This is a genomic window from Pseudomonas sp. GM55 (assembly GCF_000282395.1).
Classification (GTDB): Bacteria; Pseudomonadota; Gammaproteobacteria; order Pseudomonadales; family Pseudomonadaceae; genus Aquipseudomonas; species Aquipseudomonas fluorescens_CC.
On the sequence record NZ_AKJJ01000137.1, the window covers coordinates 37719 to 60874 of the forward strand.

Genomic DNA, 23156 nt, shown 5'->3' on the forward strand with positions numbered 1-23156 from the left:
CGCTAGTCAGAGCCGCCCGGCAGGCGCATAAGGCGCCGGATCGATAATGGGTACCCGGCCCAGCATCACATCGGCAAACAACTGGCATGACGCTGGCGCCAGCACCAACCCGTTACGGTAATGCCCGCAGTTGAGCCAGAGCCCGTCAAAACCCGGCACCGGGCCGATATAAGGAATGCCCTCGGGTGATCCCGGGCGCAATCCGGCCCAATGCCCCACCACTTCGGCATCGGCCAGCGCCGGGATCAACTCCACCGCCGACGCCTTCAGGCTTTCAAGTGCCGACCCGGTCGGCGTCTTGTCAAAGCCTTCATGCTCCAGGGTACTGCCGATCAGTATGTGTCCGTCGCGCCGGGGAATCGCATAACGGCCCTTGGCCAGGACCATGCTCGGCAGGAAATCCGCCGCACACTTGTAGAGAATCATCTGCCCTTTCACCGGCTCGACCGGCAGCGTCAGGTCAAGATGCTTGAGCAAATCACCACTCCAGGCCCCTGCCGTCAGAACGACTTGATCGCCCAGGACAGTACCTGCGTGAGTCTGCACGCCGACCACTTTGTTGCCGTCACGTACAAACCCGCTGACTTCGCACTGTTCATGGATCGTCACGTTCGGCAGCGCCAGTAATGCGGCCTTGAGTGACTTCACCAGGCGCGGATTACGCACGTTGGCAACGTCGGCCATGTAGATCGCCCGGGAAAAACCTCCGCCCAGTACCGGCACGGCGTCGTGCGCGACCGAAATATCCACCGCGCTCAACGGACGATGCTCCCGGGCGGCCCATGCCAGCGCTTCAGCCTCGTCATCCAGATCCAGCCAGTACAGACCAGTGGTGTGCACCTCAGGATCAACGCCGGTGGCGGCAAACAAGCGCTCGCCCAGTTGTGGATAATAATCCTGGGACCAGTGCGCCAACGCAGTGACCGCCGGGCTGTAGCGCCACGGGTAAAGCGGCGAAACGATGCCGCCGCCGGCCCAGGACGATTCCTGGCCGACGTTCGAGCGATCCAGCAGCACAACGCTTTGCACTTCGGAGGCGAGATTGAATGCCGTCAGCAAACCAATCACCCCACCGCCGACAATCACCACTTGCTGTTGCCTGGTCATGTTCTGATCCAATCGTTAAATAGACAGAGGGTGCAAAGGACACCCGAAAAGGAGACTCAGCGCCCCCAGCAGTCTTTGCTGGTCAGGCCGGATTTTGCGTTGACCATGCCAAGGACACCGGTGTTGCTGATGGTCAGATCACCGCACTTGTCAGTGGCCATGCTCGAGTCAGCCTTGCGCACCGCCGTCAGCAGAAAGGTCTGGTCGGTCAAGGTCGGTGTGATCCTGTAGTAATCATTGCCGGCACTGAGGCCCGTTGCATCGGTGTAGACATTTTTCTGCGAGTAGAAGCGCTCCAGGATCTGCGCCTGCTCCGAGAGCAGACCCGCCACTTCTGCGCGGCGGCCCTTGTTCAGGTACTCGGTGAAACTCGGGGCAGCAATGGTCATGACAATCCCGATGATCGCAATCACGATCATGATTTCGATCAGGGTAAAACCGCGGTTGGTACTACGCATGCCTCAACTCTCACTTACTGTATTTGTCGCCACATGATGCGACGGCTACCGCCGGATTTTTCCATTCCCGGCGTATCGTCGCCAGTGGAATCGTTCACGCCCCCGCCATTGTCGCTGACGTCCTGGGGCGAATGCTCTCCAACAAAGATCACGCCATCGGACAGCGTGTCGATGTTGTCGACCACGCCATCGGCGTTGCTGTCGAGCATCTTAACGCTGATCGCAGCGGGCAGCCTCAGGCAGACGGCTTTCAATCCCTGATTGCTGTGGTAGAACCCGTACCAGTTGCCATTCGCCAGGCAGGTTGGCCGGTTCAGCGCTGGCGAATCCGATGGCCTGGCAGCGTGCGCCGAAACCGTCAGGTTCAGCGCGGCCACGAATCCGAACAGTTGTGGCCACAGCCTGAGATATCGCTCAGTACTTCGCATAGATGCTCTCCACCACGCTGCGCGAATGACCCGCGATGCCCACTGCCGTTACCCGATACAAGGTCGCAGGGGTATTGATTGGCACATTCACCGCGTCTCGGCTGACACCAATGTTTTGCACGCCATAAAAGCCGTTGCCCGATGCAATCCAGGTCACCCCGGAAGTGGCATTGAAACCGGCAGCGGTAATAGTCGAGGACTCGGACGGCGGCGCACATTGAACGATGCCGCTGCAATCAGGCAGCACATAGCTGTCCCGTTGCACTGCACTCTCGCCCACCCGCAATGCAGCTTCGGCAGTCTGAAACGACTGGTTGCGCAAGGCGACGCTACCGGCCATTTTTTCCTGCAGGGTGGCGCTCTGCATCGATGAAAGACCAATCAGCGTCAGCAAGAGCAAGAACACCAGACTGACCAGCAGTGCCATGCCGCGCTGGGTGTCATCTGTCATGGGAGAACGGTTCATTGGCATTCCCTCATGGCAAGCGGTTGCGTAGAGCAGCCACTGCGTTGAAGGTTTGATCGCTCACCCGGTGGTTCGGATCGGTGAGCGTCAAGCTCAGGCGAACGCTACGAATCAGCGCGGGGTCCGGTGGGTTGCTGCTGTAGCGGGAAGCAGCCAGATCGGTGGCAGAGCTGGCCAGGCCGAAGCTCACATCAAAAGCACTTACGTTGTCCACCAAGACCTGTGGTTTTGCGGCCCCGCCCCCCATAAACAGCTGGTGGTTGCTGAAGCTGTAAGTCAGTTGCCGTATTGGAAAGGCCAGTTGCCCTGCCACGGGTGTCGCACTGTCGCTGTAGGCCGTCGAGTTGTTTCGACAATCGGAAAGCACGGTCCAGTCCGGTTTGTCGCCATTGCCGCCGATATCCGCCGTAACCAGCGCCAAACTGCGGCGTCCATTATCCCAACGGATCGGCGTCATACGATTGGCATGGAAATCACCTTTCTTACTTGCATCAGTGATCGTTTCCAGGCAACCGAACATCCCGACCATGCGGATTTCCTGAATCATTTTGCTCAACACGAAACGCGCGTCCTCCTGCATGTTCGCGGCCGCATTCTGGCTGAGATACGTGTTCTTGGCCGCGATGAAAACCTGTACCACGCCCAGCACCACGATCAGGCTCAATGCCAGGGCGATCAGCATCTCGATCAGACCAAAGCCTTTGCTGCGGCGACTCACGGGATCACCGCCGGATCAATGGCCGTGCGGCTGCCAAGGACAAAGCTGCGCCGCGAGTCGGCAGCATTTGCAGCCCGTGAGTCATCCCAGGTAATCGTGATGGTGTACACCTGCTGATTGACGGTGACACTGCCCGTCGCAGTGGCGCCGAGCGAGCTGACAATGTTGGATTTGAAGTCGAACAGGTCCTGATCCCGGGCAACACCCGGATTGCCCGTAGCGGGCGGCGCGATGGTGTAGTCCGCAGCGGCGTTGGCGCGAATGCGGTCCATCATGTCGTAGGCGATAAAACTGGCCTGACTGGTCATGCGCGCACTATCGGTGTACTTCAGCGCATTGAGCTGAACCGCCGCGGCCCCCAGTAACCCCACTCCCAGAATGACCAATGCCACCAGGACTTCGACCAGCGTCATGCCCTCTTGTGCGCCTTGCTTCCCTGCCCTCATCCGCAACTACCACCCAATAGGATTCGTCCGTTCAAACACACGGTCAGCGTCCTGCTTTGCGCTCCCCGCCGATAGCTGATCACCACCTCTGAGGACGGTGACGACAATCCGCCCATACTATTGAAATCGATGGCAGACACACCCGAGGTTAGCGCCAGAGTTGCACCGCCGCTCATCGCCGGAACAACCCGCAATACATTGGCCAAAGCGCCAGTACCGTCGTAAACCGCCAGCTCCCCACTCCAGACATCCCCACCGGCCGTCGGGCGAACCCGTGTGGTATTGCCCCGTTCGATGGCTTCGAGGCGGGCAAAGTTCAGGGCTCGACGCAGGCCAAGGATCTCAGTATCAGCCCTCGTCGTTTGCGTCGAACGGATAAACGCCGGGACAGCCACAGTCAGCAGAATCAGAAGGATCGCAATCGCGACCAGCAACTCGATCAGAGTGAAACCTTTTGTACGATGATCCATCGGGGCCTTCTGTTTCCTTCGGCTATACCTGCTCTTGCACAGCGCGCCACGGAGGGAGATGTCATGCGCCAACGAGGCTTCAGCCTGATCGAACTGCTCATGGGACTGGCAATTACAGGAATTGTTCTGCACCTGGTCAGTCCGGTGTTCTCAACGCTGATCGAGTCGAACCAGAGAGGGCAAGCGGCACAGGCGCTTTTCAGTGGCATTCGCACCGCCCGAACCGAAGCCATCGTCCGCAACCAGGCCGTGGTGATTCACGGCATCAATGGCGACTGGAGCCTGGGCTGGCGGATCATTCTGGATATCAGCGGCAAAGGCGATATGGACAGCGACAATCCACTGCTGGCCGAACGCCGGAGCGGCACACGCGTGTCGATTGTGGGGAACGGCCCGGTCGAACGCTCTATACGATTCAGAGGCCAGGGCGAATCACTGATTGGAGGGACATTGCACATTTGTGCAATCCGCGAGCCGGTGAGCCAACATCAGGTGGTGTTGGCCCGGACCGGTCGCGTCAGCCTGCGCAGCGACAAGGCTGAGCAGCCGTTATGCGAAGAAAGGAAAAAACTCAGAGCAACGAGCGAACGCGCAGCTCTTTAGGCATCGAGAACGTGATGTTCTCCTCGCGACCGGCCAGTTCATCGGCACCGGTGGCACCCCAGGCCTGCAACTGCTGGATCACGCCGCGCACCAGAACTTCCGGGGCGGAGGCGCCTGCGGTGATGCCGATACGCTCGACACCGTCAAACCAGCTCTTTTGCAGGTCTTCGGCACCGTCGATCAGGTAGGCCGGTGTGGACATGCGTTCTGCCAATTCGCGCAGGCGATTGGAGTTGGAGCTGTTCGGGCTGCCGACCACCAGCACCACGTCACACTCGTCGGCCAGTTGCTTGACCGCGTCCTGACGGTTTTGCGTGGCATAGCAAATGTCGTCCTTGCGCGGTCCGCCGATGGCCGGGAAGCGCGAACGCAGGGCGTCGATAACACGACTGGTGTCGTCCATCGACAAGGTGGTCTGGGTCACGAAGGCGAGCTTTTCAGGGTTGTTCACCTGCAATGCTGCGACATCTTTCTCATCTTCGACCAGGTAGATCGCACCGCCATTGCTGGCATCGTACTGGCCCATGGTGCCTTCGACTTCCGGGTGACCGGCGTGGCCGATGAGAATGCATTCACGACCGTCACGGCTGTAGCGTGCCACTTCGATGTGGACCTTGGTCACCAGCGGGCAGGTGGCGTCGAAGACTTTCAGCCCACGACCTGCCGCTTCGCTGCGCACGGCCTGGGAAACGCCATGGGCACTGAAGATCACGATGACGTCGTCCGGCACCTGATCCAGCTCCTCGACGAAAACTGCACCACGGGAGCGCAGGTCTTCGACGACAAATTTGTTGTGGACCACTTCGTGGCGCACGTAGATCGGCGGCCCGAAGACTTCCAGGGCGCGGTTGACGATTTCGATCGCCCGGTCCACACCGGCGCAGAAGCCACGGGGATTGGCGAGTTTGATTTGCATGCTGTGCCTCGTGTCTTGCGCGCAAGAAATTAGATCAATTGTAGGAGCTGGCTTGCCAGCGAAGGGGCCAGCAGAGTCACTGCAAGACTTGAGACCCTTCGCCGGCAAGCCGGCTCCTACAGAAAAGCGTTTACAACGCTTTGACGGAAATGATTTCCACATCAAAGGTCAGCGTTTTGCCCGCCAGCGGGTGATTGAAGTCGACGGTCACTTGCACATCGTCGAACTCTTTGACCACGCCCGGCAATTCAGTATTGGCCGCATCGTTGAAGATCACCAGCAAGCCAGGCGACAGTTCCATGTCCTGGAACTGTGAGCGCGGGATGACCTGCACGTTTTGCGGGTTAGGCTGGCCGAAAGCGTTTTCCGGCTCGATGCTCAGTGTACGCTTGTCACCGGCCTTGAAACCGAACAGGGCTGCTTCGAAACCTGGCAACAGGTTGCCGTCACCGACCTTGAAGGTCGCCGGGGCCTTGTCGAAGGTGCTGTCCACCGTGTCGCCGTTCTCCAGGCGCAATGCGAAGTGCAAGGTGACTTCCGTGTTCTGGCCGATACGCTGCTCAGCCAATACCTGTTCAGTCATGAACGGTTTCTCCGGTCTTTTTACTTTTGAACATATCCAGTGCCAGCATGACAGCGCCTACAGTGATTGCACTGTCGGCAAAGTTGAACGCCGGGAAATACCAGCGGTTCTGCCAATGCACCAGAATGAAATCGATCACATGGCCCAAGGCAATGCGGTCATACAGATTGCCCAGCGCGCCGCCGAGCACCAGTGCCAGCGCAACCGCCAGCCAGGTCTCGTTACGCCCCAGACGCTTGAGCCACACCACCAGCACCGCACTGACCACGACAGCGATCACCGCAAACAGCCAGCGCTGCCAGCCGGAGCTGTCAGCCAGGAAGCTGAACGCCGCGCCTGTGTTGTAGGCCAGGGTCCAGCTGAAGTAATCGGGGATGATCACGATCTGCTGGTACATCTGGAGCTTGCCTTCGAAGTAGAACTTGCTGGCCTGGTCGATGACCAGGACCAGCAAACTCAACCAGAGCCAGCTCAGCCGTCCGAAACGGCCAACGGCATTAGGCATAGTGACGGACCTCGCCGGCGCCGCTGATGTTATCCACGCAACGGCCGCAGATTTCCGGATGCTCCGGGTTCACGCCGACGTCTTCGCGGCAGTGCCAGCAACGGGCGCACTTGGCGTGGCTCGACTTGACGATCTTGAGCTTCAGGCCGCTGACTTCGGTGACCACGGCATCGGCCGGTGCCTGCACCAATGGTGCAACGCTGGCGGTCGACGTGATCAGCACGAAGCGCAGTTCGTTGCTGAGTTTGGCCAGATCGGCGGTCAGCGCGTCTTCGGCGAACAGCGTCACTTCGGCTTGCAGGTTGCCACCGACAGCCTTGGCTGCACGCTGGATTTCCATTTCCTTGTTGACCGCAACCTTGACCGCCATGATCCGGTCCCAGTAAGCGCGATCCAGCTCGAAGCCTTCCGGCAGTTCGCTCAGGCCTTCGTACCAGGTGTTGAGCATGACGGACTCGTTACGCTCGCCCGGCAGGTACTGCCACAGTTCGTCGGCGGTGAACGCCAGGATCGGCGCGATCCAGCGCACCAGCGCTTCGGAGATGTGGAACAGCGCGGTCTGGCACGAACGGCGGGCCTTGCTGTCGGCGCCAGTGGTGTACTGGCGATCCTTGATGATGTCGAGATAGAAGCCGCCCAGCTCCTGCACGCAGAAGTTGTGGATCTTCGAGTACACGTTCCAGAAGCGGTATTCGCCGTAGTGCTCCTGCAGCTCGCGTTGCAGCAGCAGGGTACGGTCCACGGCCCAACGGTCCAGTGCCAGCATTTCTTCAGCCGGCAGCAGGTCGGTGGCCGGGTTGAAGCCGGTCAGGTTGGAAAGCAGGAAACGCGCGGTGTTACGGATACGCCGGTAGGCGTCCGCACTGCGTTGCAGGATCTGCTCGGAAACCGCCATTTCACCCGAGTAATCGGTCGAGGCGACCCACAGACGCATGATGTCGGCGCCCAGGGTGTCGTTGACTTTCTGCGGCGCGATCACGTTGCCCAGGGACTTGGACATCTTGCGGCCGGACTCGTCGACGGTGAAGCCGTGAGTCAGCAGTTCGCGATACGGTGCGTGGTTGTCGATGGCGCAACCGGTCAGCAGCGACGAGTGGAACCAGCCACGGTGCTGGTCCGAGCCTTCCAGGTACAGGTCGGCGCGCGGGCCGGTTTCGTGGCCCATCGGGTGCGAACCGCGCAGGACGTGCCAGTGCGTGGTGCCGGAGTCGAACCAGACGTCCAGGGTGTCGCTGATCTTGTCGTACTGCGGCGCTTCAGCGCCCAGCAGTTCGGCGGCATCCAGCTTGAACCAGGCTTCGATACCTTCGACTTCAACGCGCTTGGCCACTTCTTCCATCAGCTCGACGGTACGTGGGTGCAGCTCGCCGCTTTCCTTGTTCAGGAAGAACGGGATCGGCACGCCCCAGTTGCGCTGACGGGAGATGCACCAGTCCGGACGGTTGGCGATCATCGAATGCAGGCGCGCCTGACCCCAGGCCGGAACGAACTTGGTGTCTTCAATGGCCTTGAGCGAGCGTTGGCGCAGGGTGTCGCCGGTGGTCGGCTGCTTGTCCATGCCGATGAACCACTGCGCGGTGGCGCGGTAGATCAGCGGGGTCTTATGGCGCCAGCAGTGCATGTAGCTGTGTTCGATGACGGTGGTGTGCAGCAGCGCACCGACTTCGGTCAGCTTGTCGACGATGGCCGGGTTGGCCTTCCAGATGAACTGACCGCCGAAGAACTCCAGCGACGGTACGTAAACGCCGTTGCTTTGTACCGGGTTGAGGATGTCATCGTTGACCATGCCGTACTTCTTGCAGGTCACGAAGTCGTCCACGCCGTAGGCCGGAGAGGAGTGAACCACACCGGTACCGGCGCCCAGTTCAACGTAGTCGGCCAGGTATACCGGCGACAGACGGTCGTAGAACGGGTGACGGAAGTTGATCAGTTCCAGCGCTGAGCCGTTGGCGGTAGCGATCACCGAGCCTTCCAGCGAATAGCGCGCCAGGCACGACTCGACCAGCTCTTCAGCCAACACCAGCAGTTTGTCGCCGACGTCGACCAGGGCGTAGTTGAATTCCGGGTGAACGTTCAGCGCCTGGTTGGCCGGAATGGTCCACGGGGTGGTGGTCCAGATCACGATCGAAGCAGGCTTGGCCAGCGATGGCAGACCGAAAGCGGCCGCCAGTTTGGCTTCATCGGCAATCGGGAACGCGACGTCGATGGTCGAGGACTTCTTGTTCTCGTACTCGACTTCCGCTTCAGCCAGGGCCGAACCGCAGTCGAAGCACCAGTTCACGGGCTTCAAGCCCTTGAATACGAAACCGCCCTTGACGATCTCGGCCAAGGCGCGGATTTCGCCGGCCTCGTTCTTGAAGTCCATGGTCTTGTACGGGTTGGCGAAGTCGCCCAACACGCCCAGACGGATGAATTCGGATTTCTGGCCTTCGATCTGCTCGGTGGCGTACGCGCGGCACAGTTCGCGGGTCTTGTCCGCGCCCAGGTTCTTGCCGTGGGTCACTTCGACCTTGTGCTCGATCGGCAGCCCGTGGCAGTCCCAGCCGGGGACATAAGGCGCGTCGAAGCCCGACAGGGTCTTCGAGCGGATGATCATGTCCTTGAGAATCTTGTTCAGTGCGTGACCGATGTGAATCGTGCCGTTGGCGTACGGAGGACCGTCGTGCAGGACGAACTTCGGACGATCCTTGCCAATCTCGCGCAACTTTCCGTACAGGCCAATGCTGTCCCAGCGCTGCAGAATCTGCGGTTCGCGCTGAGGCAGGCCGGCCTTCATTGGGAAGGCGGTGTCCGGAAGGTTTAGCGTGGCTTTATAGTCGGTCATTTAAGGCTCTTCATTAGCGATGGGCGCTAGGTGCGGCTAGTGCACGGGCGGCGGCGACATCCGCGTTGATCGCCGTTTTCAGCGCCTCCAGAGAGGCGAAACGCTGCTCTTCACGCAGCTTGTGGTGGAAAACCACCGTTAAACGCCGGTCATACAGATCGCCGGCAAAATCTAAAAGATGCACTTCCAGGTGGGCTTTGCCATCACCTTGAACCGTGGGCCGCACGCCGATATTGGCGACGCCGGGCCAGGTCTTGCCGTCGATCTCGACGTCCACCAGGTAAACCCCGGTAAACGGTACGCGACGACGCTTGAGTTGTATGTTGACGGTGGGCGTACCCAGCTGCCGAGCGAGCTTCTGGCCATGCAATACGCGACCGGCGATCCGGTACGGCCGCCCGAGCAGGCGTTCGGCCAGGGCGAAATCCGCGGCGGCCAAGGCATTGCGCACCTGCGTGCTGCTGACCCGGATCCCATCGAGCTCGACGGTTTGCGCCGCTTCGACGGTAAACCCCTGAACGATGCCGGCCTGTTGCAGAAAATCGAAATCTCCCAAGCGATCACAGCCGAAACGGAAGTCATCACCGACCTCCAGGTGCTGGACACCCAGGCCGTCCACCAGAATGGTATCGACAAATTCGCTGGCGCTGAGCTTGCTCAGGCGCTGGTTGAAAGCCAGGCACAGAACACGGTCGACGCCTTCGGCAGCCAACAATTGCAGCTTGTCCCGCAGACGGGCCAGACGGGCCGGTGCAGTCTCCGGAGCAAAGAACTCTCGCGGTTGCGGCTCGAAAATCACCACGCAACTGGGCACGCCCAACTCGAGCGCACGCTCACGCAGCCGCGCCAGGATAGCCTGGTGGCCACGGTGTACACCGTCAAAGTTGCCAATAGTGGCGACACAGCCCCGATGCTGGGGGCGCAGATTTTGGAGGCCTCGAACCAGCTGCATAACGCGCTTCTTGCTCATAAAGTGGTCGATTATAACCACACCCGGCGGCCGACGACAGGCAACACCGTAACCCAAAGTGATCGAGCCGACAAAACCGCCGGCTCGCCCGTGTTTATCGAGGCCAGAACCTCAGCCCAGCGCTTTGCGATTGAAGTCGCGCAAACGGAAGCCCATCAACACTAACATGCCGAAATAAGCCACCACACCCGCCGCCACCAACGCCCCCAGACGCAGGAAGCGTTCGAGCATATGCCCTTGATCCCAGGCCGGCATGAAATACATTGTCCCCAACAGTACCGCGGACATCACCGCCACCGCGACCACCAGCTTGAACGTGAACTTCGCCCAGCCCGGCTGCGGCTGGTACATCTGCTGCTTACGCAGTTGATAGAACAGCAACCCGGCATTGAGACAGGCGCCGACACTGATCGCCAAGGCCAGGCCAGCGTGAGCCAGCGGCCCGATCAGCATCAAGTTGAACAGCTGGGTCACCACCAGGGTGAAAATCGCGATTTTTACCGGTGTACGGATATTTTGTTGCGCATAAAAGCCAGGGGCCAGCACTTTGATCATGATAATCCCGAGCAACCCGACCGAGTAGGCGATCAAGGCACGCTGGGTCATCGATGCATCAAACGCATCGAACTGGCCGTACTGGAACAGGGAAACCGTCAGCGGCTCCGCCAAAATCCCCAATGCCAGCGAGCAAGGCAGCACCAATACGAAGCAGAGGCGCAAGCCCCAGTCGAGAATGCGCGAATACTCATGACGATCCTTGTTGGCGTAGGTCTTGGCCAGGGTCGGCAACAGAATCGTCCCCAGCGCCACACCCAGCACGCCAGATGGCAGCTCCATCAAACGGTCGGCGTAATACATCCACGACACGGAGCCGGCAACCAGGAACGAAGCGAAGATAGTATTGATGATCAGCGAAATCTGGCTCACCGAGACACCGAGGATTGCCGGCAGCATTTGCTTCATCACCCGCCAGACCCCCGTGTCGCGCAGGTTCAGGCGCGGCAGCACCAGCATGCCGATCTTTTTCAGGTGCGGCAGCTGATAGAGCAACTGCGCCAGGCCGCCGGCCAGTACCGCCCAGCCAAGCGCCATGACGGGCGGATCGAAGTACGGCGTCAAAAACACCGAAAAGATGATCATGCTGACGTTCAGCAGGGTTGGCACGAAGGCCGGCACCGAAAAACGGTTCCAGGTATTGAGGATCGCACCGGCCAACGACGACAGGGAAATCAGCAGAATGTACGGAAAGGTCACCCGCAACAGGCTGGAGGTCAGTTCGAATTTTTCCGGGGTGTTGGTGAAACCCGGCGCGGTCACCCAGATGACCCACGGCGCAGCGATCATGCCCAATACCGTGACCAGCGCCAGCACCAGCGTCAGCAGGCCCGAGACATAAGCTATGAAGGTTCGCGTCGCCTCTTCGCCCTTCTGGCTCTTGTATTCGGCAAGAATCGGCACGAACGCCTGGGAAAACGCCCCTTCGGCAAAGATCCGCCGCAGCAGATTGGGCAATTTGAAGGCGATAAAGAAGGCGTCGGTCGCCATTCCCGCGCCAAATGCACGTGCGATGAGGGTGTCCCGAACAAATCCCAGAATCCGGGAAAGCATCGTGATAGAGCTGACGGCGGCCAACGATTTGAGCAGATTCATGGAAAGAGTTTGTGCCTGTCGATAAACAGCAGGCGAACTACGCGCCCACTTATGCGATACTCCGCGCCGCAACAGCACAGAGCCAAAGCTCGCGAGTTTACAGGTCAAGCGCCGGAAATAAATATCCCGCCTCTTTAGATCGACCACTCAGCGGAACGCATCAACCGCCCTTGACAACACATCAACTCATCGGCATGATTCGCGGCCTATTTTGTTTGCTATTTCCTAAAAAGTCTTTCGAGGAGCTCGACGGTGGCCAACTCACCTTCCGCCAAAAAACGTGCAAAACAGGCTGAGAAGCGTCGCAGCCACAACGCCAGCCTGCGTTCCATGGTTCGTACCTACATCAAGAATGTAGTTAAGGCCATCGACGCAAAAGACGCTGCCAAAGCTCAAGCCGCTTACGTTCTGGCTGTGCCAGTTATCGACCGTATGGCCGATAAAGGCATCATCCACAAGAACAAGGCCGCTCGTCATAAGAGCCGCCTGAATGGCCACGTCAAGGCCCTGAACGTTGCCGCTGCTGCCTAAGCGACCCGTTCATTAAAAAACCGACCTCAGGGTCGGTTTTTTATTGCCTGCGATTTGGCGAATTCTGCGCAATAAAAAATGTGGGAGCGAGCCTGCTCGCGAAGAGGCCCCTGCCAGTCAACATTGATGCTGAATGACACACCACCTTCGCGAGCAGGCGCACTCCCACATTTGGACCTGCGTTAGCTTATTGAGCGTGGGCCCACGGCAAGATCGGGATCGCCGTCACCGCATTCTGCGGGCTGCCCTCGATCAAGCGATCGCTATACACCAGGTACACCAGCGTATTGCGCTTCTTGTCGAGGAAACGCACCACCTGCATGGTTTTGAACACCAGAGACGTGCGCTCCTTGAACACCTCGTCGCCATCCTTGAGCTCACCCTTGAAGCTGATAGGCCCGACCTGCCGGCAAGCGATAGAGGCTTCAGCACGATCCTCGGCCAAGCCAAGACCACCCTTCACCCCACCAGTCTTGGCGCGTGACAGGTAGCAGGTCACACCGTCGACCTTGGGATCATCGAATGCCTCGACCACGATCCGGTCATTTGGCCCGACAAACTTGAATACCGTCGACACCTGACCGATCTCTTCGGCCGACGCCAGCAGCGGCATCGCCAGCAGGAGTCCCAACAATCCTTTTGCTACACGCATTCAGGTATTCCTTCAGACCAGAATCAGGTTATCGCGGTGAACCAGTTCCGGCTCCGCCATGTAACCCAACAGACCGACAATCGCATCAGACGACTGGCCGATGATTTTTTGCGCTTCCAGCGCACTGTAGTTGGCCAGGCCACGGGCAATCTCACGACCGTCCGGCGCCACGCAGACCACCATCTCACCGCGACGGAAACTGCCCTGCACCAATTTGACTCCGACCGGCAGCAAGCTCTTGTTGCCCTCGGACAACGCAGTCACCGCACCCGCGTCCAGCACCAGGGTGCCACGGGTTTGCAGATGACCGGCCAGCCACTGCTTGCGCGCCGCCAGCATGCCGCGCTCCGGCGAGAGCAAGGTGCCAATGCGCTCACCCGCCTTGAGGCGATCCAGTACGCGCTCAAGCCGCCCACCAACGATGATGGTGTGAGCACCGGAACGCGCCGCCAGTCGCGCAGCGCGCAGTTTGGTCTGCATGCCGCCACGCCCCAGCGCCCCACCCGTACCGCCTGCCACCGCGTCGAGCGCCGGATCATCGGCACGCGCCTCGTAAATCAGTTGGGCATCCGGATTGTTGCGCGGATCGGCGTCGAACATGCCATCACGATCCGTAAGAATCACCAGCAAATCCGCCTCGACCAGGTTCGCCACCAGCGCCGCCAGGGTGTCGTTATCGCCAAAACGGATTTCGTCGGTGACCACCGTGTCGTTCTCGTTGATCACCGGAATGACCTTGAGCTCGACCAGCGCACGCAAGGTGCTGCGGGCATTCAGGTAGCGCTTGCGGTCGGACAGGTCATCATGGGTCAGGAGAATCTGCGCGGTATGCCGGCCATGCTCGGCAAAGCTCGACTCCCAGGCCTGCACCAGCCCCATCTGACCGATTGCAGCAGCGGCCTGAAGCTCGTGCATCGCACTGGGTCGCGAGGTCCAGCCCAAGCGGCTCATACCGGCCGCCACCGCCCCGGAGGACACCAGCACCAGCTCGACACCCGCCTCATGCAAGGCCACCATCTGCTCAACCCAGACACCCATTGCCGCGCGATCCAGGCCCTTGCCGTCCGCCGTCAGCAAAGCGCTGCCGATCTTCACGACCCAACGCTGCGCACCTGTCACCTTGCTCCGCATCATCTTCAACCTTAGCTTGAGGGCAGCACGACCTGGCACTGCCCGTGACATTATTCGTGGTTATTCGTGACCAACGATCGATTTCCAGATACCAAAACGCCGCTCGATTGAGCGGCGCTTAAGTTTATCGCAACGAATCAGTCACGCACGTAAATGATTTCCGGACCGTCTTCGTCATCCACATCTTCTTCGTCCCAATCATCGTCGCCGATGTCGTGAACCGACTTCACGCCGCTGCGACGCAGGGCACGCTTGTCATCCAGCGCCTGCAGTTGCGCACGAGCTTCGTCTTCGATGCGCTGATCGAGATCGGCCAGCTCTTCCTTGTAGGCCGGGTCATTGGCCAGGCGATCAGCACGATCCTCCATGTAACGCATGATGTCGTGACACAGACGCTCGGTGCCGAGCTTGGAGATTGCCGAGATCACGTAGACCGGACCAGTCCATTCCAGGCGATCAACGATTTCCTTGACGCGAGCATCGTGCTCTTCATCAAGGATCTGGTCGCACTTGTTCAGGACCAGCCAGCGATCACGCTCCGCCAGGGACGGGCTGAACTTGATCAGTTCGTTGACGATCACTTCAGCGGCATCCGGTGCGCTGGCGTCATCCAGCGGCGCCATGTCCACGAGGTGCAGCAGCAGACGCGTACGCGCCAAGTGCTTGAGGAAGCGAATGCCCAGACCAGCACCTTCGGAAGCGCCTTCGATCAAACCCGGAATATCGGCAATGACGAAGCTCTTCCAGCGATCGACACTGACCACACCCAGGTTCGGCACCAGCGTGGTGAATGGATAGTCGGCAACTTTCGGCTTGGCGGCCGATACCGAACGGATAAAGGTACTTTTACCGGCGTTTGGCAAACCCAGCAGACCGACATCAGCCAGTACTTTCATTTCCAGCTTCAGGTCGCGCTGCTCACCCGGCTTGCCCGGAGTGGTCTGGCGCGGCGCACGGTTGGTACTGGATTTGAAACGGGTGTTGCCCAGACCGTGCCAGCCACCCTGCACTACCATCAATTTCTGACCGGCCTTGGTCAGGTCGCCGATGACTTCCTGAGTCGCGGAGTCGATCACCGTGGTGCCGACCGGAACGCGCAGGATCAGGTCTTCACCCTTCTTGCCGGTGCAGTCGGTACTGCCGCCGTTGGAGCCACGCTCGGCATCGAAGTGCCGGGTGTAACGGTAATCCACCAGGGTATTGAGGTTTTCGTCGGCCATCATGTAGATGGAACCGCCGTCACCACCATCACCACCGTTAGGACCGCCGTTTTCGATGAATTTTTCGCGACGGAAACTCATGCAGCCATTGCCGCCGTCACCGGCTTTTACTCGAATCGATACTTCATCAACAAACTTCATAACAAACGCCTCTCGCCATACGGACGAGCCGAAAAACAATCAAGACATAAGACTCTTGCAAAAATGAGCGCAGCGACCCCAAACCACGACACCTACATCGTACGCCGACAGCCCATACAAACAGCTTTGCAAGAGACTCACCCCACAAACGAAAAAGCCCCGTCGCGAGACAGGGCTTTTCCAGCGATCGCGCAATTAAGCTGCGACTACGCTCACGTAACGACGACCGAAGGCGCCTTTTACTTCGAACTTGATCACGCCTTCGACTTTAGCGAAGAGGGTGTGATCTTTACCCATGCCAACGCCGTAGCCAGCGTGGAATTGGGTGCCGCGCTGACGCACGATGATGTTGCCTGCTTTGATAGCCTGGCCGCCATACATCTTCACGCCAAGGCGTTTGGCTTCTGAGTCGCGACCGTTACGGGTACTACCACCAGCTTTTTTGTGTGCCATGAGTTCAATTCTCCTAGTGAGGAATTAGGCTGAAATTAAGCCTGAATACCGGTGATTTTGATCTCGGTGTACCACTGGCGGTGGCCCATACGCTTCATGTGGTGCTTACGGCGACGGAACTTGATGATGCGGACTTTATCGTGACGACCTTGGGAGATCACTTCAGCCACAACGGTAGCGCCAGCAACAACTGGAGCGCCGATATTCACGTCGTCACCGTTGGCAACCAACAGAACGCGATCAAAGGTAACGGATTCGCCGGTAGCGACTTCCAGTTTTTCGATCTTCAGGTATTCACCTGGGGCGACTTTGTACTGCTTGCCGCCAGTAACGATTACTGCATAAGACATGGTATTTCTCCGATAATCCTGCTCACCCAGCTCTTTATAAGAAGAGGTATTGGCTGGCATGGCTGCATGGGGCTGGAGGCCCGCTTGCAATTGCGTAAGGCAGGTGCTGCCCAGGAAGTTCAGGGTGCGCGATTGTACGCAAGCCACGCCAGCCTTGCAAGGGGCCGTCCATCGCGCCTTGACACCTGCAGGCGTGGGTCCTAGCATGCCGCGCAACCCTTCTGGAGCGACTGTCGCTGATGCAACCCCAAGCTTTCTACCGCGCGGTCGCGGACGATTTTAGCGCCGTCGACGGCATCATCAAGAAGCAGCTGACTTCCCGAGTGCCGCTGGTATCGAAAATCGGCGATTACATCACCTCGGCCGGCGGCAAACGCCTGCGTCCTTTATTGGTGTTGCTGTGTGGCAAGGCCCTGGGCCGTGAAGGTGACGACCTGCGCCTGCTGGCCGCCACCATCGAGTTCCTGCACACCGCTACCCTGCTGCATGACGACGTGGTCGACATGTCCGGCATGCGCCGTGGCCGCTCGACCGCCAACGCCATGTGGGGCAACGCGCCAAGCGTGCTGGTCGGTGATTTCCTGTATTCGCGCTCCTTCGAAATGATGGTCGAGCTGGGCTCCATGCCAGTGATGAAGATCCTTTCGCAAGCCACGCGCATCATCGCCGAAGGCGAAGTGTTGCAGCTGTCGAAGGTGCGTGACGCCAGCACCACCGAAGAAACCTACATGGAAGTCATCCGCGGCAAGACCGCGATGCTCTTCGAAGCCTCGACCCACAGTGCCGCCGCCCTGTGCGAAGCCACGCCGGAGCAGGCCGAAGCCCTGCGTACATTCGGCGATCACCTGGGAGTGGCCTTCCAGTTGGTCGACGACCTGCTTGATTACAAAGGCGACGCCGAAACCCTGGGCAAGAACGTCGGGGATGATCTGGCCGAAGGCAAGCCGACCCTGCCGCTGATCTACACCATGCGTGAAGGTACGCCGGAGCAGGCCGCCCTGGTACGCAAAGCGATCCAGAAAGGCGGAATCGAAGACCTGGAGAGCATCCGCGAAGCCGTGGAAGCCTCGGGCTCGCTGGAGTACACCGCGCAACTGGCCCGAGATTATGTGGCCCGCGCGATCAAGTGCCTCGAAGCACTGCCCGCCAGCGAATACCGCGACGCGCTGATCGAATTGAGCGAATTTGCGGTAGCCCGCACCCACTGATTCGCCTCTGTAGGAGCCGGCTTGCTGGCGATTGCATCACCACGGTGGTCCTGACACACCGAGTTGTATGCATCGCCAGCAAGCCGGCTCCTACAGTCAGTCCCACCTTCCCGCTCTAAAACCCTATATAATGTGCGCTTTTTAGCGATCCTGAATCCAAGGAGCCTTAGTGAGCACGCTGCCACCCTGCCCAAAATGCAATTCCGAATACACCTATGAAGACGGCGCCCAGCTGATCTGCCCCGAGTGCGCCCACGAATGGTCCGCCAACGGTGAAGCCGAAGCCGCGTCCGATGACGCAGTGAAAAAGGATTCGGTCGGCAATGTCCTGCAGGACGGCGATACCATCACCGTGATCAAGGACCTCAAGGTCAAGGGTACGTCTTTGGTGGTCAAGGTCGGCACCAAGGTCAAGAACATCCGCCTGTGCGATGGCGATCACGACATCGATTGCAAGATCGACGGCATTGGCCCGATGAAACTCAAGTCCGAGTTCGTCAGGAAAGTCTGAACCTGCTGCCCTCCATCCCGTGCCCCGCGCGGGATGGCGCCTCACCCTCCCCTGCTTCGCCCAGCAAATCCTCGCAATAGCCAAACACCAGTCGTTTTGACCTGACGCAATCTTTACCCGGAAAAAAGCGCAAACCGCCAATAGGTGCTTGCTATTTGATGAATACGAATTATTCTCATTAAATCCACAGTGGAGATGAGAACCATGACTTATTTGATCGATGCCTGGCTGGACCGCCCACACCCTTACCTCAGGATCCTGCACCGGGAAACCGGGGAAGTCTGTGCCGTACTGGAAGAGGAAGCCTTGAACGAGCTGCAGGATCAGGGTGACCTGGACCTCAATGGTTTGAGTTCCAGCGAGCCGGTGGTGCTCAAGGAACTGGTGCGTAACCTGTTTCTGTTCTGCTATGCCCGGGCGTTGCGCCCGCACAGTGAACTGCACACAAAGATCGAAATATGAAAAACGCAAGACCCTGTAGGAGCGAGCTTGCTCGCGAAGAACTCAAAGACACCGCGCTCATTCAGAATGCCCGCGTCATCGTTGGCGACCATCGCGAGCAAGCTCGCTCCTACAGGTAATCAGCGGGTCTTACAGAACGTCGAGCAGTTCGACGTCGAACACCAGTACGCTGTGCGGCGGGATGCTGCCAACGCCTTGAGCGCCGTAAGCCAGTTCGCTCGGCACGTACAGGCGCCATTTGCTGCCGGCGTTCATCAGTTGCAGGGCTTCGGTCCAGCCAGCGATCACGCCACCAACCGGGAACTCTGCAGGCTGGCCGCGCTCGTAGGAGCTGTCGAACACAGTGCCGTCGATCAAGGTGCCGTGGTAGTGGGTACGCACGGAATCTTCACGGGATGGCTTGGCGCCTTCGCCAGCGGTCAGAACTTCGAACTGCAGGCCGGAAGCCAGAGTGGTGATGCCTTCACGCTTGGCGTTTTCAGCCAGGAAAGCCAGGCCTTCGCCAGCAGCCGCTTCAGCCTTGGCTGCAGCTTCGGCCTGCATGATTTCGCGGATGACTTTGAAGCTGGCGGACATTTCTTCCTGACCCACACGGCTTGGTTTGCCGGCGAATGCGTCGGTCAGACCTGCCAGGATCGCGTCCAGGCTTACGCCCGGTGGCGGGTTGTCGCGCAGTTGGTCGCCCAGCTGACGGCCAATACCGTAGCTGACGCGGGTTTCGTCGGTGGACAGATTTACTTCGGACATGACATTGCTCCGCTGTGCGGACGGCTCGGGAACTTGCCATGCGTGCACAGCGCGTCCCGGAGCGCCCGGAACCAAAAGGGCCAGCAGACTAGCACAGATGTCATGCCATTGATGAGGGACCTCAGGCGATCGGCACCTTCAGGTTTTCCTCAACATCGGCAACCAGCCCGCACATCTCGTCATGCACGACCGTGTGCACAAGGTTGAAATGCAGCTTGGGAAAGGAGCGCAACACATCACGGGCATGCTCCACCGAGCGCAGGCTCATCATATGGCCGTGCGTATCGCTCAGGGGGTACGCCGCGCCATGCATCCTTGCTTCCAGCAGGTAGATGCCCCCCTCCATGGAGATCAGGTTCAGCTCATCGACCTTCCCGGCGACGGCATACGCATTCAACTCATGCAGGGTCATGAACGCACCTCACGCAGTGGCGAGCCAACATACTTACAGGGATAGGCCTCGGCGCATCAAAGCACAAGCCACAAACGACGCCGCCCGTCTGTTTTGCAACAGACGGGCGGCGTGTTTCATGGGGCCAGCAATGGATCAGTGCTTGGTGACTTTATCCAGGTAACCCATGGCGAATGCCGAGACCACGAAGGTCATGTGGATGATCACGTACCACTGCAGATGCTCAGGATCGACGTTCTTGGCGTCCATGAAGATGCGCAACAGGTGAATCGACGAGATCGCCACGATCGACGCAGCCACCTTCATTTTCAGCGACGAAGAGTCCATGGTGCCCAGCCAGTTGAGCTTTTCCTTGGAGTCATCGATGTCCAGTTGCGAGACGAAGTTCTCGTAGCCGGAAATCATCACCATCACCAGCAATCCGCCCACCAGCGCCATGTCGATCAGCGACAGCAGCACCAGGATCAAGTCCGACTCGGCCATCGAAAACACGTTCGGGATGACATGGGAGACTTCCTGGAAGAATTTCAGCGCCAGCGCCAGCAACCCGAGGGACAGGCCGAAATAGATCGGCGCCAGCAGCCAGCGCGAGGCGTACATTGTATTTTCGATAAAGCGTTCCATTGAATCTCACACGTTGGATTGAAAATGGCCGCGAGTATACCAGCCGCCCGTCTATACCCAGAAGCAACCGGAAACCGTCGAAAAATCCGCCACCTGCGCCTGTGTATCAAAGTTTTTCTGCTAGTGTCCAAATCATTGACTGCTCAGTGATGTCGGACGGGAAGACTGGAAATGGATGTGCGATTGCCTTTGACGAGTGCCGGTATTTGCCTGGCGCTGCTGCTAAGCGGCTGCTCACCCAGCGATGAAAAACGCCAGGTCAGCCTCGAAGAAAAAACCGCGCAGTTCGAAAAGTCGCTGGACGCCATCCAGGATCCGAAACTCAAGGATGCCGTGTCGGAACTGGGCGGCTCACTGCTGCTGCTCGAGCGCGCCCGACTCAAGCTCGACAGTAAACCGGTGGAAACCGAATACGGCGAAGACGCCCTCGCCATGCTCAAGCACTACCCGACCCCGCAGGCCCTGGTCGACACCTACATCAACGGGTTGTTCGTGCTGCAAAAGGACTCCGGTTCCGACTACCTGACCGATTTGCAACCGGTGTTCCCGTTCACGTTCAGCGTTCCTGCCGCGTTTTTGTTTCCCCATGGCCTGGAATGGCAGTCGGTCACCCTGAGCAATAAACGAGTGATTCCATTCCAGCCGGAATGGTCGGAAACCGACCCCGGCATTCAACTCAGCCCATCTAGCTCCAACCTGACCAACCCCGATGACCTGACCGTGGCCTACCCCTTCATCGAAGGCCTCGACATCGACAGAAAGCAGCAACCGCAACCGGTGAGCCTGCAAGGCAAAGTCGAAGTCATCGCGCCACGCCGCCTCTACAGCTTCGACCTGACGAAAAAGGACGCAGGCCAGACTCGCACCAATGACAACCTGAGCGTCACCCTGCTCACATTGACGAACAACTACGCGGAAATCGAATACAACAACAGCGCGCCGCTGGCCTCCGAAGTCAGTGAAACACCGCTGAACCCGCTGATCGTCCAGGCCAGGGACAGCACCGGGCAATTCATCACGCGCGCCGGCTCAATCAACGAAACCGCGGTACAAATTGCCTTCTATCAGCAGCAGCTGGCCAAGATGCAGCAGCAAAAGAGCTGGAGCGAATCTCTGGAAAAACAGCTCGACGAAGAGCAGCGCAACTTTGAGAAACAGCAGGCTCGACATTATTCGAAGGTGTACTTCAACGGGACAATCGAAACCCTCGAAGTCAGCATGCTGGATTTTTCCGCCGTCACAGTCACCCGAAAGGACCTCGACCTGCCGATCCGGCGCTTTGATGCCAATACCACGGACAAGACCATCCAGCCCTTGAACCTGGCCGTGGTGGTCTATGACGACCAGGCGGCGAGCTGGCTGAAAGGGGCAACGCTGACTGAGGATCAACTGAAAAAGAACGTCAACATCAGTCAGTCGGTCGACGACCCCAGTGCTGCGCGAATCGAATTCACTCATCTGCGCAGCTTCAACGATGAACTGCTTGGCACATCGTTCAACCCCGGAGAAAGTCCGGTGAGTTTCTTCACCGAAGACGCTCGCGGCAATCGCGACGAGCCGATCGAACTGCCGTCTGAGGCGTATCAGATCGATCCCCTGCGCGGCACCATCACTTACGATCTGAATCTGTTTCCGCAAACGCCGGCCTATGCAGTGGGCTCGATGCCGTTGTTCCTGGCCACAGTCGATAAAAAAACCGTGGATGCCCGTCAACTGCCCAAAGGCCTCGGACTCAAAGACAATGCACTGGTGGTGGATCTGAAGGCATTTCCCGCCCAGGACTGGCGCTTTTTCGCCAAGGACGACAGCGGTAATTATTTGAAGGAGATTCTATCGGTCAGCCATGGCGCGAGCGCACAAGGTCCGGCGCAGTTTGCCGTGCATTACTTCTACGGGCAGCCTACGCGCCTGGAAACCTATCAGCGCACCGACCTCGCCACCGTGCAATATGGTTTCGAGGTCAGACTCGACAAGGCCGACATCACGCGCCTTGATCAATAGTGCGGCTCAGTGCTCTGGGTGAAACTCGAAGCCGCCCATGTTTCGGCAGCGACCACCATTGATTTCCCGCAGCTGGGCTTGCAGGTGCAGACACCAGATTTGCGGATCGTCGGCCAATTCGTAGCCGTGCAAAGTCAGGCTTTCAACGATGGTGTCGAGGATTGATTCAGCGACGACTGGACCGTGAAACGGGCCTTGGGCCTTGATGGCCGAAGGTTGTTCGCCGGCCATTCCGGCGGCGAACAGTAGAGTCCACATGCCCGTATCTCCCGCCAATGGACGGATGGCACACTCGATACGGGTTACAAGGCCCAGGCATTGACGGGTGAGGCAGAGGTTGCGCGACATGGCGGCGACCCTCGGTAGATCCGGTATTCAGCCCCCTCGGGAAGGCTGTTTCGATCCTGTGATTACTCTCGATATCCCTGAGCAGAGAATAGAAGAAAAGTCTGGCTTGCAGGCCGGGCGAAACCGAAAGGCGCCGAATGGTCACAGTGTGAATATTGACGTCATTTCGACGACGCTTTTCGACACCCACCACAAAAAAACTGTGGGAGCGAACTCGCTCC

The 23156-nt window shown here is 59.0% G+C and carries 28 protein-coding genes; 6 read left to right on the top strand and 22 right to left on the bottom strand.

Features of this window, described 5'->3' with window-relative positions; genetic code table 11:
* Window positions 1-6: 6 nt before the first annotated feature.
* Genes thiO through PMI31_RS25980 form a run of 7 tightly spaced genes read right to left on the bottom strand, consistent with a single transcriptional unit; the run spans window position 7 to window position 4093 of the window.
* Window positions 7-1107: a glycine oxidase ThiO gene (thiO, locus tag PMI31_RS25950; protein WP_008022466.1), complete on the bottom strand. Its 1101-nt coding sequence runs from the start codon at window positions 1105-1107 to the stop codon at window positions 7-9.
* 56 nt (window positions 1108-1163) lie between these two features.
* Entirely contained in the window at window positions 1164-1565 is a 402-nt protein-coding gene (locus tag PMI31_RS25955) for a type IV pilin protein (RefSeq protein ID WP_008022469.1), read from the bottom strand.
* A 14-nt stretch (window positions 1566-1579) separates the two neighbouring features.
* Window positions 1580-1942: a hypothetical protein gene (locus PMI31_RS25960; protein WP_238539321.1), complete on the bottom strand. Its 363-nt coding sequence runs from the start codon at window positions 1940-1942 to the stop codon at window positions 1580-1582.
* A gap of 37 nt (window positions 1943-1979) precedes the next feature.
* Complete coding sequence (locus tag PMI31_RS25965) at window positions 1980-2459, bottom strand: pilus assembly PilX family protein (RefSeq protein ID WP_008022472.1); 480 nt, start codon at window positions 2457-2459, stop codon at window positions 1980-1982.
* A gap of 10 nt (window positions 2460-2469) precedes the next feature.
* Entirely contained in the window at window positions 2470-3177 is a 708-nt protein-coding gene (locus PMI31_RS25970) for a PilW family protein (protein ID WP_008022474.1), read from the bottom strand.
* Window positions 3174-3623, bottom strand: a complete 450-nt coding sequence (gene pilV, locus PMI31_RS25975) for a type IV pilus modification protein PilV (RefSeq protein ID WP_008022477.1) — start codon at window positions 3621-3623, stop codon at window positions 3174-3176. The genes PMI31_RS25970 and pilV overlap by 4 nt, the downstream gene beginning before the upstream one ends.
* A complete protein-coding gene (locus PMI31_RS25980) occupies window positions 3620-4093 on the bottom strand; it encodes a GspH/FimT family pseudopilin (protein WP_008022479.1) in 474 nt (157 codons plus the stop codon). The genes pilV and PMI31_RS25980 overlap by 4 nt, the downstream gene beginning before the upstream one ends.
* Before the next feature lie 63 nt (window positions 4094-4156).
* On the opposite strand from PMI31_RS25980, the gene PMI31_RS25985 reads away from it, so the two are divergent.
* Window positions 4157-4696, top strand: a complete 540-nt coding sequence (locus PMI31_RS25985) for a GspH/FimT family pseudopilin (RefSeq protein WP_008022481.1) — start codon at window positions 4157-4159, stop codon at window positions 4694-4696.
* Here PMI31_RS25985 and ispH read toward each other — a convergent pair.
* The 6 genes from ispH to murJ form a co-directional block, all read right to left on the bottom strand.
* Window positions 4665-5612 (bottom strand): 4-hydroxy-3-methylbut-2-enyl diphosphate reductase, encoded by a 948-nt coding sequence (gene ispH, locus PMI31_RS25990; protein ID WP_008022483.1) that lies wholly within the window; start codon window positions 5610-5612, stop codon window positions 4665-4667. The two genes, PMI31_RS25985 and ispH, sit on opposite strands and share 32 nt — an antisense overlap.
* Before the next feature lie 130 nt (window positions 5613-5742).
* Window positions 5743-6180 carry an FKBP-type peptidyl-prolyl cis-trans isomerase gene (gene fkpB, locus PMI31_RS25995; RefSeq protein ID WP_177323582.1) on the bottom strand — a complete coding sequence of 146 codons (438 nt, stop codon included), beginning with the start codon at window positions 6178-6180 and terminating at the stop codon, window positions 5743-5745.
* A 7-nt stretch (window positions 6181-6187) separates the two neighbouring features.
* Complete coding sequence (gene lspA, locus PMI31_RS26000) at window positions 6188-6700, bottom strand: signal peptidase II (RefSeq protein ID WP_008022488.1); 513 nt, start codon at window positions 6698-6700, stop codon at window positions 6188-6190.
* A complete protein-coding gene (ileS, locus tag PMI31_RS26005; RefSeq protein WP_008022491.1) occupies window positions 6693-9524 on the bottom strand; it encodes an isoleucine--tRNA ligase in 2832 nt (943 codons plus the stop codon). Before ileS ends, lspA begins: the two co-directional genes overlap by 8 nt.
* A 13-nt stretch (window positions 9525-9537) precedes the next feature.
* Window positions 9538-10476 (bottom strand): bifunctional riboflavin kinase/FAD synthetase, encoded by a 939-nt coding sequence (ribF, locus tag PMI31_RS26010; protein WP_008022492.1) that lies wholly within the window; start codon window positions 10474-10476, stop codon window positions 9538-9540.
* A 129-nt stretch (window positions 10477-10605) separates the two neighbouring features.
* Window positions 10606-12144 carry a murein biosynthesis integral membrane protein MurJ gene (gene murJ, locus PMI31_RS26015; RefSeq protein ID WP_008022493.1) on the bottom strand — a complete coding sequence of 513 codons (1539 nt, stop codon included), beginning with the start codon at window positions 12142-12144 and terminating at the stop codon, window positions 10606-10608.
* 252 nt (window positions 12145-12396) lie between these two features.
* Here murJ and rpsT point away from each other — a divergent pair, with 252 nt between their 5' ends.
* Window positions 12397-12675 (top strand): 30S ribosomal protein S20, encoded by a 279-nt coding sequence (rpsT, locus tag PMI31_RS26020; protein WP_007970922.1) that lies wholly within the window; start codon window positions 12397-12399, stop codon window positions 12673-12675.
* A 187-nt stretch (window positions 12676-12862) separates the two neighbouring features.
* On the opposite strand, the gene PMI31_RS26025 is transcribed toward rpsT, so the two are convergent.
* From PMI31_RS26025 to rplU, 5 genes are all read right to left on the bottom strand, one after another.
* Window positions 12863-13327, bottom strand: coding sequence for a CreA family protein (locus tag PMI31_RS26025; protein WP_008022496.1), 465 nt, complete (start codon window positions 13325-13327; stop codon window positions 12863-12865).
* A 12-nt stretch (window positions 13328-13339) separates the two neighbouring features.
* Window positions 13340-14458, bottom strand: coding sequence for a glutamate 5-kinase (proB, locus tag PMI31_RS26030; protein ID WP_043302662.1), 1119 nt, complete (start codon window positions 14456-14458; stop codon window positions 13340-13342).
* A gap of 137 nt (window positions 14459-14595) precedes the next feature.
* Window positions 14596-15819 (bottom strand): Obg family GTPase CgtA, encoded by a 1224-nt coding sequence (cgtA, locus tag PMI31_RS26035; RefSeq protein WP_008022500.1) that lies wholly within the window; start codon window positions 15817-15819, stop codon window positions 14596-14598.
* Between the two features lie 195 nt (window positions 15820-16014).
* On the bottom strand, window positions 16015-16272 hold the full coding sequence (rpmA, locus tag PMI31_RS26040; protein WP_003281574.1) for a 50S ribosomal protein L27: 258 nt from the start codon (window positions 16270-16272) through the stop codon (window positions 16015-16017).
* A 35-nt stretch (window positions 16273-16307) separates the two neighbouring features.
* A complete protein-coding gene (gene rplU, locus PMI31_RS26045; RefSeq protein WP_007950961.1) occupies window positions 16308-16622 on the bottom strand; it encodes a 50S ribosomal protein L21 in 315 nt (104 codons plus the stop codon).
* Between the two features lie 239 nt (window positions 16623-16861).
* Between rplU and PMI31_RS26050 the strand changes: the two genes are divergently transcribed.
* The 3 genes from PMI31_RS26050 to PMI31_RS26060 all read left to right on the top strand — a co-directional run bounded on the left by PMI31_RS26050 (window position 16862) and on the right by PMI31_RS26060 (window position 18803).
* The gene (locus PMI31_RS26050) at window positions 16862-17830 is read left to right on the top strand and encodes a polyprenyl synthetase family protein (RefSeq protein WP_008022502.1); all 969 of its coding nucleotides are present in this window, start codon (window positions 16862-16864) and stop codon (window positions 17828-17830) included.
* Window positions 17831-17999: 169 nt separating this feature from the next.
* A complete protein-coding gene (locus PMI31_RS26055; RefSeq protein ID WP_008022504.1) occupies window positions 18000-18341 on the top strand; it encodes a zinc ribbon domain-containing protein YjdM in 342 nt (113 codons plus the stop codon).
* 204 nt (window positions 18342-18545) lie between these two features.
* Entirely contained in the window at window positions 18546-18803 is a 258-nt protein-coding gene (locus PMI31_RS26060; protein ID WP_008022506.1) for a PA4570 family protein, read from the top strand.
* A gap of 129 nt (window positions 18804-18932) precedes the next feature.
* Here the strand turns inward: PMI31_RS26060 and PMI31_RS26065 are convergent, their stop codons facing one another.
* The 3 genes from PMI31_RS26065 to PMI31_RS26075 form a co-directional block, all read right to left on the bottom strand.
* Window positions 18933-19550, bottom strand: coding sequence for an FKBP-type peptidyl-prolyl cis-trans isomerase (locus PMI31_RS26065; protein ID WP_008022510.1), 618 nt, complete (start codon window positions 19548-19550; stop codon window positions 18933-18935).
* Window positions 19551-19671: 121 nt separating this feature from the next.
* The gene (locus tag PMI31_RS26070; protein ID WP_008022513.1) at window positions 19672-19962 is read right to left on the bottom strand and encodes a DUF6482 family protein; all 291 of its coding nucleotides are present in this window, start codon (window positions 19960-19962) and stop codon (window positions 19672-19674) included.
* 135 nt (window positions 19963-20097) lie between these two features.
* Window positions 20098-20586 (bottom strand): TIGR00645 family protein, encoded by a 489-nt coding sequence (locus tag PMI31_RS26075; RefSeq protein WP_008022515.1) that lies wholly within the window; start codon window positions 20584-20586, stop codon window positions 20098-20100.
* Between the two features lie 171 nt (window positions 20587-20757).
* Between PMI31_RS26075 and PMI31_RS26080 the strand changes: the two genes are divergently transcribed.
* Window positions 20758-22587 (top strand): hypothetical protein, encoded by a 1830-nt coding sequence (locus PMI31_RS26080; RefSeq protein ID WP_008022517.1) that lies wholly within the window; start codon window positions 20758-20760, stop codon window positions 22585-22587.
* A gap of 6 nt (window positions 22588-22593) precedes the next feature.
* Here PMI31_RS26080 and PMI31_RS26085 read toward each other — a convergent pair whose 3' ends face one another.
* Entirely contained in the window at window positions 22594-22935 is a 342-nt protein-coding gene (locus PMI31_RS26085; RefSeq protein WP_008022519.1) for a PA4575 family protein, read from the bottom strand.
* Window positions 22936-23156: the final 221 nt, after the last annotated feature.